Annotated in this window: 9 protein-coding genes; 4 read left to right on the top strand and 5 right to left on the bottom strand. The window is 57.6% G+C overall.

What is annotated here, in order from left to right:
- Position 1: 1 nt before the first annotated feature.
- Both RUM8411_RS15850 and pyrF read right to left on the bottom strand, forming a co-directional pair.
- Positions 2-1,255, bottom strand: a complete 1,254-nt coding sequence (locus tag RUM8411_RS15850) for a DNA polymerase IV (RefSeq protein WP_085823705.1) — start codon at positions 1,253-1,255, stop codon at positions 2-4.
- A 470-nt stretch (positions 1,256-1,725) separates the two neighbouring features.
- A complete protein-coding gene (gene pyrF / locus RUM8411_RS15855) occupies positions 1,726-2,430 on the bottom strand; it encodes an orotidine-5'-phosphate decarboxylase (protein WP_085823683.1) in 705 nt (234 codons plus the stop codon).
- Between the two features lie 151 nt (positions 2,431-2,581).
- Between pyrF and RUM8411_RS15860 the strand changes: the two genes are divergently transcribed.
- Together RUM8411_RS15860 and clpB are read left to right on the top strand one after the other, a co-directional pair.
- Positions 2,582-2,902, top strand: coding sequence for a hypothetical protein (locus tag RUM8411_RS15860; protein WP_085823706.1), 321 nt, complete (start codon positions 2,582-2,584; stop codon positions 2,900-2,902).
- 127 nt (positions 2,903-3,029) lie between these two features.
- On the top strand, positions 3,030-5,648 hold the full coding sequence (gene clpB, locus RUM8411_RS15865) for an ATP-dependent chaperone ClpB (protein WP_085823684.1): 2,619 nt from the start codon (positions 3,030-3,032) through the stop codon (positions 5,646-5,648).
- Between the two features lie 73 nt (positions 5,649-5,721).
- On the opposite strand, the gene RUM8411_RS22565 is transcribed toward clpB, so the two are convergent.
- The 3 genes from RUM8411_RS22565 to RUM8411_RS15875 form a co-directional block, all read right to left on the bottom strand.
- A complete protein-coding gene (locus tag RUM8411_RS22565) occupies positions 5,722-6,186 on the bottom strand; it encodes a hypothetical protein (protein ID WP_143534919.1) in 465 nt (154 codons plus the stop codon).
- Positions 6,187-6,231: 45 nt separating this feature from the next.
- On the bottom strand, positions 6,232-7,047 hold the full coding sequence (locus RUM8411_RS15870; RefSeq protein ID WP_085823685.1) for a cyclase family protein: 816 nt from the start codon (positions 7,045-7,047) through the stop codon (positions 6,232-6,234).
- A gap of 194 nt (positions 7,048-7,241) precedes the next feature.
- Positions 7,242-8,204 carry a hypothetical protein gene (locus RUM8411_RS15875; RefSeq protein ID WP_143534920.1) on the bottom strand — a complete coding sequence of 321 codons (963 nt, stop codon included), beginning with the start codon at positions 8,202-8,204 and terminating at the stop codon, positions 7,242-7,244.
- A gap of 235 nt (positions 8,205-8,439) precedes the next feature.
- Between RUM8411_RS15875 and msrP the strand changes: the two genes are divergently transcribed.
- Complete coding sequence (gene msrP / locus RUM8411_RS15880) at positions 8,440-9,342, top strand: protein-methionine-sulfoxide reductase catalytic subunit MsrP (RefSeq protein WP_085823687.1); 903 nt, start codon at positions 8,440-8,442, stop codon at positions 9,340-9,342.
- 4 nt (positions 9,343-9,346) lie between these two features.
- The gene (msrQ, locus tag RUM8411_RS15885) at positions 9,347-9,961 is read left to right on the top strand and encodes a protein-methionine-sulfoxide reductase heme-binding subunit MsrQ (protein WP_085823688.1); all 615 of its coding nucleotides are present in this window, start codon (positions 9,347-9,349) and stop codon (positions 9,959-9,961) included.
- The last annotated feature ends 317 nt before the right edge of the window (positions 9,962-10,278 follow it).

Genomic DNA, 10,278 nt, shown 5'->3' on the forward strand with positions numbered 1-10,278 from the left:
CTCAGCGCAGGGCGCGACCTTTTACAATCGCATCGGTGCCGAATCTGCGCCGGATTTCATCTGTTGCACGTTCGGCCTGTGAGCGGCGCGCGGCCCCTGGGTCCAGCAGATCGCCAGAGATATCTGCCTGATCCTCGGAACACAGATCAGACAAGCCACAGCCCAGCAGACGATAGGGCCCTTGATCGCCCACCTGATCGAACAAGCCCCGCGCGGTGCGATAAATCCGGTCGGCGATCTGTGTGGCGTCGCGCAGCGACACGCGGCGGGTGATAACCTTGTGATCGGCTTTTTTCAGCTTTAGCGTCACCACCCGTCCGGCCAGCTCTTTGGCCTTGGCACGGTCAGCGACCTTTTCGGCCATACGCCACAAATGCCCGTCCAGAATATCCAGACTGGCCGTGTCCTCGAAAAACGTGGTCTCATTGCTGATCGACTTCATCGGCTCATGGGCCGAGACACGCCGTTTGTCTTGCCCGCGCGCCAGATGCCAAAGCCTGTATCCCATTGATCCGAACCGAGCTGTCAGTGCTTCTTGATCCCAGCGCAGCAGGTCCGAGAATATCCGGATCCCCGCACGGTCCAGCGATTCCTGTGCGGCAGGTCCGATACCCCAGATCAATCGCACCGGCTTGTCATGTAGAAATTCGGCGGTTTCTTCCTTGCCAATAACCGAGAACCCGCGCGGTTTGTCCAGGTCCGAGGCCACCTTGGCCAGAAACTTGTTATGCGACAAACCGATTGAGCCGGTGACGCCCAACTCGTCCTTTATCCGCTTCACCAGCCGTGCCAGCATCACCGCGGGCGGTGCGCCATGCAGGCGTTGGGTTCCGGACAGATCCATGAACGCTTCGTCCAGGGACAAGGGTTCAACAATGGGTGTCATCTCGTCCATCATCTTGCGAATCTCGCGCGAGACCTCGGCATAGACCGACATGCGCGGCTTTAGCACCACCGCGTCGGGGCAAAGCTGCAAAGCCTTGAACATCGGCATGGCAGAACGCACGCCACGAATGCGGGCGACATAGCAGGCGGTCGACACCACGCCGCGTTTTCCACCACCGATGATAAGCGGCTTGTCGGCCAACTCGGGGTTGTCGCGCTTTTCGACCGAGGCGTAGAAGGCATCGCAATCCATATGGGCGATGGACAGATCAAACAATTCCGCATGCCTTTTGATCCGCGGGCTGCCGCAGGACGGGCAACGGGGTTCCTGTTCCACTATCGTCAGGCAATCGCGGCATAAGGCGGGCATGTGGCTCATCTCTCTTTTGCGCATTGGCGCGTCTGAGGAATTGTCTGAAATCTACCTTGTCTGCACACAAAGAGAAAGCTGCCCCTGGGCTTTAGCAACGCAAAGGCTGCGCTGTGTCCGACGTCGAAGCTGCTGGTAATCGTGAACTGCGCTAACTGCTTATAAGACAACCCGCTCGAAACAGGAGGGCTGCGCAGGGATGGGAATGTCTGACAAGAAGACCCCCCGCAAGTGGGCGGGGGGAGGTGACGGACCTCAGGAAGAGATGGTCCGCGGGGAGTATCACGGGTTTAGAATCGCCCAAAACCATGGATTTCGATAGGAACTAGATCACACAAGCTAAACTCGTGTTTTGCATGTGTGTTTTGAGGCACAGGGGCAATTTGGCGCGGCTTTGGAAGAAAGTGACGCAAGGTCAACTGGTTGGCGGTGGATTTCAGCCCAAATCCACAGAATTTCTCAGGCCTCGATTAGGACCCTGCCAAAGAATTTAACTCGGCAAGAACCGCCTCAGCGGCTGCCTTTGGGTCCTCTGCCTGATAGATCGGGCGGCCGACAACGATGTGATCGGCCCCGTCGGCAATTGCGCTGGCCGGGGTGGCCACGCGTTTCTGATCGCCCAGGGCTGCCCCTGCAGGACGCACGCCGGGGGTGACAATCAGGCGACCTTCGGCCTGGGGCAGGGCGCGGATCAGCGCGGCCTCTTGCGGACTGGCGATGACGCCATCGGCGCCAGCCTCCAGTGCTTTAGCTGCGCGTTCGACCACCAGATCCTGTACGTCGCCCTGTTTCAGCAGACTGGCATCCAGATCGTCGCGGTTCAGTGAAGTCAGGATAGTGACGGCCAGGATTTTCAGGTCTTTTCCTGCGGCACCCTCTTTTGCCGCGCGCACTACGTGTGGGTCGCCATGCACGGTCAGGAAATCCAGATCGAACTGCGCCAGCCCGCGGACCGCATTTTCGACGGTGTTGCCGATGTCGAACAGTTTCATGTCCAGAAAGATGCGTTTGCCGTGTTCTTGTTTCAGCTCATTGGCCAGAGCCAACCCGCCTCCGGTCAGCATACCCAGTCCGATCTTGTAGAAGGACACAGCGTCCCCTAACCGCTGGGCCATTTCCAGGCCTTTCAGGGCGTTCGGAACGTCAAGGGCTACGATCAGGCGATCATCGGACATGGCTGCGGCTCCTTTTTGGCAAACGTCTGCGTCCTAGCGGGTTCGGGCGCTTGTGTCCATGCGAGATGGTCGGGTGACCAGAGACATTTGCCATCGCCCAGATTGTGCTATGGTTCGGATCATTCAAAAACAGATTGGAAAAGGTGGGACAATGAAACATCTGATCGGTATTGGCCTTATTGTGACATTGGGCGCATGTCAGGACATGCCTTTGGAAAACGAGGCCTCGGATATGGTCATCAAGTCACCCACCAATGACAATCTGCGGCTGGTTGGCGGGTACCGCTCGACTGATGACGACTGCCAGCTTACCGGCGAAACCGCGTTTACAATCGATTTTCTGGACGATGCGGCCGATCTGGTCTCGTGCCCGACGGGTAGCGATGCAGCGCAATCCCTTGTGGATATGTACGGTGCGCGGCAAGTTGCGGAAACCGGCGGGTACAGTGTTTATACCGTGCCGCGTCGCTGAGCCTGAATTTCCGGTTTAGCCTCTTGAACAAACGCAAATATTTCCCAAATTGAATGTGAGGCCCAGACCGATGCGTGCCGCCAGGCGGGCGCAGCAGACCTAGGGCGCTTGGAAAAAGGAGAGAGCTATGGACTTGAACAAGTTCACCGAGCGGGCACGGGGATTCGTGCAGGCAGCCCAAACTATTGCACTGCGCGAGGGGCACCAGAGATTGGCCCCCGAACATATACTGAAAGCATTAATGGATGACGATCAGGGGCTGGCCAGCAACCTGATCACCCGCGCGGGTGGCGCGCCGAGCCGGGTGGTTGAGGCGCTGGATGCGACAATGGCCAAGATTCCGAAAGTCAGTGGTGACGCAAGCCAGGTCTATATGGATGGTCAGACCGCCAAAGTTCTGGATGAGGCCGGCAAGATCGCCAGCAAAGCAGGCGACAGTTTTGTCCCGGTTGAGCGTGTGCTAATGGCGCTGTGCATGGTGAAATCCAAGGCCAAGGACGCCTTGGATGCTGGTGCTGTATCTGCGCAAAAACTGAACGAAGCGATCAACGATATCCGCAAGGGTCGCACTGCTGACACCGCGTCAGCGGAAGAGGGTTATGACGCGCTCAAGAAATACGCGCGCGACCTGACCGAGGCGGCAGCCGAGGGCAAGATCGACCCGATCATCGGGCGGGATGAGGAAATCCGCCGCTCGATGCAGGTTCTGTCGCGCCGCACCAAGAACAATCCGGTCCTGATCGGTGAGCCCGGCGTCGGTAAAACCGCAATCGCCGAAGGCATGGCCCTGCGCATCATCAACGGTGACGTGCCGGAATCTCTAAAGGATAAAAAACTGCTCGCGCTCGACATGGGTGCGCTGATTGCCGGCGCGAAATACCGCGGTGAGTTCGAAGAACGCCTCAAGGCTGTTCTGACCGAGGTCACTGAGGCCGCCGGTGAAATCATCCTGTTCATCGATGAGATGCACACGCTGGTGGGCGCGGGAAAATCTGATGGCGCGATGGATGCGGCCAACCTGATCAAGCCTGCGCTTGCTCGGGGGGAACTGCATTGTATTGGCGCGACCACGTTGGATGAGTATCGCAAATACGTGGAAAAAGACGCGGCCCTTGCGCGTCGGTTCCAGCCGGTTTTGGTGGCTGAACCCACGGTTGAGGACACGATCAGCATCCTGCGTGGCATCAAGGAAAAATACGAATTGCACCACGGTGTGCGCATCTCGGATTCGGCGCTGGTGTCGGCGGCGACCCTGTCGCATCGCTATATCACCGACCGGTTCCTGCCCGACAAAGCCATCGACCTTGTCGATGAGGCCGCGTCGCGCTTGCGGATGGAGGTGGATTCAAAACCCGAAGAGCTGGATCAGCTGGACCGTCAGATCCTGCAGTTGCAGATCGAGGAAGAGGCGCTGAAGCTTGAGGATGACGCTGCCTCCAAGGACCGCCTGGACACCTTGCAAAAGGATCTGGCCGATCTGCAGGAGAAATCCGCCGAGATGACGGCACAATGGCAGGCCGAACGCGACAAGCTGGCCGGAGCCCGCGATCTGAAAGAACAGCTGGACAAGGCGCGCGCTGATCTTGAGATCGCAAAGCGCGAAGGTAACCTGGCCAAGGCCGGAGAGCTGTCTTACGGCGTCATCCCCGAGCTTGAGAAGCAGTTGACCGAGGCAGAGAATGCCGAAAGCAGCCAGATGATGGCCGAGGAAACTGTGCGCCCGGAACAGATCGCATCGGTTGTCGAGCGTTGGACCGGTATCCCAACCTCGAAAATGCTGGAAGGTGAGCGTGAAAAGCTGCTGCGGATGGAAGATGATCTGCACGGGCGTGTCATCGGTCAGGATGCTGCGGTCACTGCTGTATCCAATGCTGTGCGCCGTGCGCGCGCTGGTCTGAACGACGAAGGGCGTCCGCTGGGGTCGTTCCTGTTCCTGGGGCCGACCGGCGTGGGTAAAACCGAGCTGACCAAGGCGGTGGCGAACTTCCTGTTCGACGACGACAACGCGATGGTGCGCATCGACATGTCCGAGTTCATGGAAAAACACGCGGTTGCTCGTTTGATCGGTGCCCCTCCGGGCTATGTCGGCTATGACGAAGGTGGTGTGCTGACCGAGGCCGTGCGGCGCCGGCCCTATCAGGTCGTGCTGTTTGATGAGGTTGAAAAGGCGCATCCGGATGTGTTCAACGTTTTGTTGCAGGTTCTCGATGACGGGGTTCTGACCGATGGCCAGGGCCGCACCGTGGATTTCAAGCAAACGCTGATCATCCTGACGTCGAACCTCGGGTCTCAGGCGCTGAGCCAGTTGCCCGAAGGGGCCGACAGCGCGCAGGCGCGGCGGGATGTGATGGATGCGGTCCGGGCGCATTTCCGGCCGGAATTCCTGAACCGTCTGGATGAGACGATCATCTTTGACCGGCTCAAGCGCGGCGATATGGACGGAATCGTCGATATCCAGATGGCGCGTCTGCAAAAACGTCTGGCCGCCCGCAAGATCGAGCTGGTGATGGACGACGGTGCCAAGGAATGGCTGGCCAACGAAGGCTATGACCCGGTCTTTGGGGCCCGTCCGCTGAAACGGGTGATCCAGCGCGCCTTGCAGAACCCGCTGGCCGAGGCTTTGCTTGCCGGTGAGATCATGGATGGCGACACCGTTCCGGTCACTGCCGGGGCCGATGGCTTGATCATCGGTGATCGGTTGGGGACGTCAGAACGCCCCCGCCCGGATGATGCCGTGGTGCATTAACCTGATACTAAACGGAGAAAGACCCGCCATAACGGCCGGTCTTTTGCCAACGGAATGGCCTAACAGTTGCTGTTCAGGATTGTTGGTGGGCGGTGTGTGTCTTGAAACTCAAAAGTGAAGCGCAAAGACATGCCCCCAGCGCCGCCAGCGGTAACCCGCCCCAGTACATGTCGCCTGGATCAACAATCGTACCGTAAACACCCAATCCTCCGACACATAGAGCAAACCCCCAAATCAATATCGAAGGCAAAACGCCGATGCTTCTTTTGCGTACAAGTGAATAGAGCAGAAACAATGAAGCCAGCAACGGCGTCAGACCTACAAATATCCCGATTGCACCCGTAGCGAGATGGTAGAAGCTTGGCTTGCCTGTGACCATGCAATCGAACATTTGGCAAAGTCCGAATGCTCCGAATAATAAAAGCACATACAGGGAAAGCAAAACTGCCGGGATCAGGAATAAGAAAAAGAATAAAACTCTCAAATTCGAAACGCCTTCGTTACAGTTCTGAACAAATAGCCATTTTTGATTGGTCAAGAAAGACCCGCCACAACGGCGGGTCTTTCTTGTAAGGCAATGCACTCAGACCATCGCAAAAATCCGCGCTGGACCGCCGGTACCACCGGCATGTTTGGGTGCGCCGATCACCAGTGTCGCCCCTGCGGCAGGGACACGGTCCAGCCCGGCGAGGTTTTCGATCCCAAACCGACCCGTGGGCAGCCAGGCGTAATGGGTGGCGAAATTAGCCGAAATACCGTGATCCAGCGACAGCGTATCTGATGCGATCGAGCGAGCTCCGGTGTCTTCGATCAGCATCTGGGCGGCCTCGACATGAAAACCGGGATAATGCTGTGCCTGACCGTCAAAGCCGCGATAGGCGTCGCTGTCCACTTTGGCTGCCCAGCCGGAATAAAGCGCAACGCAGGCACCGTCCGGAATATCGCCATTGGCAGACATCCAAGCCTTCAGATCATCGGGGGTCAGCAGGGTGTCGGCATCCTCGGCGGCGCGGGCTGCAATGTCGACAACACAAAGCGGGGCAACCAGATCCGAGACCGGGATCTCATCCACTGACGCGCCATCCGCCGAGAAATGTAACGGCGCATCGATATGTGTGCCGGTGTGTTCGTTCACAGTCAGGCGCTGCAGGTTGAACCCGTGCTCACCGAAATTGAACAGTTGTTCCGAGGCATATCCGGGTTCGCCAAAATAGGTTGGAAAATCAGGGCTGATCGTATGGGTCATATCCTCGACCTTGCCGTGGCCCGCAGCCATCGCCATCGGCGCAGAGACCCCCGTTGCAGCGACCGCAACGCCTGAGGCTGCGGCGGCTTTGAAGAATCCGCGTCTTGATAGCATACGGTCCTTGACCGAGTTCATCACACAGATGTCACACATTTGCATTCTCCTTTGTTGCTGTTTTTGCTGGCGGGACAGGGTATCCATCCGGTCAACGACTTACCTAACATAGTGTGCAGCCTGCCTTTTTCCCGCAGGGGTTGTAAAGGTCGCAGGGCCGAGGGATGGCGTTATCCGCCGACGCTCGTCAACTCAGTTTGAAAATGTCATGAGGTGTCAGGTCAGGTCGCGCCCTAGTGATTGCCCTGCTCGCGGCTTTTGCGCAATGCGCGCAAATCTTCAGCGTTCATCAGCGGCCCCGATTGTGACGTGGCTTTTGATGTGTTGCGTGGATCAGGCTGCACGGCTGCGGGATGCGCCGGAGCAGTGTCTCGCAGGCGCAGATACACCAGAACTCCGCCTGCGCATTGCACGCTCAGCGCCCAAAAGCCGATCACTATGTACAATGCAATCACCGCGATTACAGGCCAAATGGCACGCCACGGGGCGGTGCCCTCAATCATCTCTGCCAATTCGATCAGACCATCGGCGATCACCGTGCCGAAACTGCTGAACGCCAGAGCCAGTGAGATAACGGTGTAGATGACCGCTATTCCCACATAGCTGAGCAGGACTAACGCAAACAAATACCAGAACGATTCCCCGAAATGCCGGAAAGGCGTATAGGCCCGGTCATCCGGATCGCGCCCCAGCGAAGCCGAGGCGATGGGCACCAGGATACTGGCCCGGATCGCACAGATCGCAACAACGGCGACGATAGAGAGCCCGCTTAAAGACGCGCCAAAGGAACCGTTCAGCAAATCGGCAACCCCTTCTCCAGTCAGGTCAGTGACATCGGGCATAACGGTAATTGCCAACAGACCTGTGGTCGGTACAAGAAGCACCGCAACAGCCAGGGCCTCGGTTGCGCCATAGACGATAGACGGCAGGATCAGTTTCTTGTATCCGGCGCTGGGCATGATCTGCTGGGACGCAAAGCCAAACCGGGTCCCGACCATCACTGGAATGATGCCGGACGACGCACTGATCGCAATCATGAGAATGACAGAGGCGGCCGGAATGATCAGCCCGATCACAAAGCCCAGAAGCCCCCCCAGAAACCCATAAAGGAACAGGCCGATCACAAGGACCGGAAACACCATCACATAACGCCACAGGATGGAAAGGGATAAGGGAATAGCTTGTATAGCGAGCACGGTTTCAAACTCTGATCAACTAATGGGTGTGTCCCGCATACCCAAAAGACGTGGACGCCGCCAGTTCCCGAGCTGTCAGATTTTCCGGGTTGTTGCTGCGATGATTCACCCCGGACCGGTTTGCCTGGAACCCGATACGTTACAATCCCGTCTCTCAATCGTTACGCGTGTTTCCTTGGTGACGTGCTATTAGCGACTTATCTCATACCCGAGGTTAATAGCTACGGAGACCCAGATGGCGCATCGCTGGACCAACACATTGACACATGCCGACGTCACGCCACAGGCGGCGTTTTTTAACCGGCGCCAGATCATGGCCGGGCTGGCAGGTGTCGGGCTGGCGGGAATGGCACGGGGGGCTGCGGCGCAAGAGGCGCTTGAGCCAAACTCCTGGGAAGAGATCACGTCGTACAACAATTATTATGAGTTTGGGACCCGCAAGGAGGATCCGGCAAAATACGCCCATACGCTGGTGACCGAGCCCTGGAGCGTAAAGATTGATGGTCTGGTCGACAAACCAGGCGAGTATGACTTTCAGGACATCATGTCCGAGATGACGGTCGAAGAGCGAATCTATCGCTTTCGTTGTGTCGAGGCCTGGTCGATGGTGATCCCGTGGAACGGGTTCGAACTGGCCGACCTTCTGAACATGGCGGGCGTGCAGGACGGGGCCAAGTATGTGGCCTTTGAAACCGCGTACCGTCCCGACGAAATGCCCGGTGTTCAGTATCCAGTGCTGGACTGGCCCTATCGCGAAGGCTTGCGGTTGGATGAGGCCATGCACCCGTTAACCATCATGGCCACAGGCATTTACGACCGTCCGATTCCAAATCAGAACGGCGCGCCCTTGCGTCTGGTGGTGCCGTGGAAATACGGGTTCAAATCGATCAAATCGATTGTCCGTGTCACGGTGACGGATGTCGAACCTCCGACCAGCTGGAACGTGGCAGGGCCGCGCGAATATGGATTTTACAGCAATGTGAACCCCAACGTGGATCATCCCCGCTGGTCACAGGCGACCGAGCGCCCGATCGGTGGCGGCCTGTTTGCCAAACGGATTCCGACGTTGATGTTCAATGGCTATGAACAAGAGGTCGCCGGGCTGTACGAAGGCATGGATCTGGCGAAAAACTACTAGGAACATGCAGGCTTTGAACCAGATATTGCGCCGTATCCCCGTCTGGGCGGTGTATCTGCTGGGTGCGATTCCAGCGCCTTGGTTGTTCTACCAAGGTTTGACCGGCAGTCTGGGTGTGGATCCGATCGAAGCGTTGGAGCACCGGTATGGCGAATTGGCGCTGCAGCTATTGATCGTGGTGCTGGCGATATCCCCCTTGCGGCGGTTTCTTGGGCTGAACCTAATAAAGTTCCGCCGGGCGCTTGGGGTGCTCACCTTTGTCTATGTCTCTCTGCATCTTCTTGTCTGGCTGATTCTGGACGTACAGGTGCCGTCCCAAATCTGGGCGGATATTCTCAAGCGGCCCTATATCTCAGTCGGCATGGCGGGTTTTGTTCTATTGCTGCCGCTGGCGGTGACATCGAACAACCTGTCAGTCCGGCAATTGGGCCCACGCTGGCGCAGCCTGCAGCGACTTGTGTATCCTGCGGCTGTTTTGGGTGGGTTGCATTATGTCATGCAGGCCAAGGGCTTTCAGATCGAACCTTTGGTCTATCTGTCTGTGATTGTCGGTCTGCTGCTGCTGCGGGTTCCGTTTCCAAGCCTGCTGAATCGGTTTCGACAGGTTGATTCTGCCTGACTCGGGGGTGAGTCTGTCGGGAACCCGGTTTGCGCGTGATGATTCAGACCCCGTAAAGCCGCGCGCACGGGCATCTCTATGGAAAGAGGTGTCTTAAGTTGTTGTTTAATAAGTGCAAAAATACAATCTGCGGTTTTTCGCAGGTTTCTGTACTTTTCTGCTTGCGGTCTTATGCGGTTAAACTTAGAACCCCCTTCACCGGCGCTGCTGAGGTGGTGCTGACGGGTCGGAGAGACGGCCGGACGGACCGGAGAGACGGTTGGACGCCTGGGAGAGACTGGGGGCATCTTAGGGAATGGATTAGGCGGGCGCGCTGA

Source organism: Ruegeria meonggei, assembly GCF_900172215.1.
Classification (GTDB): domain Bacteria; phylum Pseudomonadota; class Alphaproteobacteria; order Rhodobacterales; family Rhodobacteraceae; genus Ruegeria; species Ruegeria meonggei.

Excerpts from the sequence above, each read along its gene's own strand:
- pyrF (WP_085823683.1), bottom strand. The coding sequence starts at position 2,430 with ATGTCCGATGATCGCCTGATCGTAGCCCTTGACGTTCCGAACGCCCTG.
- RUM8411_RS15860 (WP_085823706.1), top strand. The coding sequence starts at position 2,582 with ATGAAACATCTGATCGGTATTGGCCTTATTGTGACATTGGGCGCATGT.
- RUM8411_RS15870 (WP_085823685.1), bottom strand. The coding sequence starts at position 7,047 with ATGTGTGACATCTGTGTGATGAACTCGGTCAAGGACCGTATGCTATCA.
- clpB (WP_085823684.1), top strand. The coding sequence starts at position 3,030 with ATGGACTTGAACAAGTTCACCGAGCGGGCACGGGGATTCGTGCAGGCA.
- msrP (WP_085823687.1), top strand. The coding sequence starts at position 8,440 with ATGGCGCATCGCTGGACCAACACATTGACACATGCCGACGTCACGCCA.
- RUM8411_RS15850 (WP_085823705.1), bottom strand. The coding sequence starts at position 1,255 with ATGCCCGCCTTATGCCGCGATTGCCTGACGATAGTGGAACAGGAACCC.
- msrQ (WP_085823688.1), top strand. The coding sequence starts at position 9,347 with ATGCAGGCTTTGAACCAGATATTGCGCCGTATCCCCGTCTGGGCGGTG.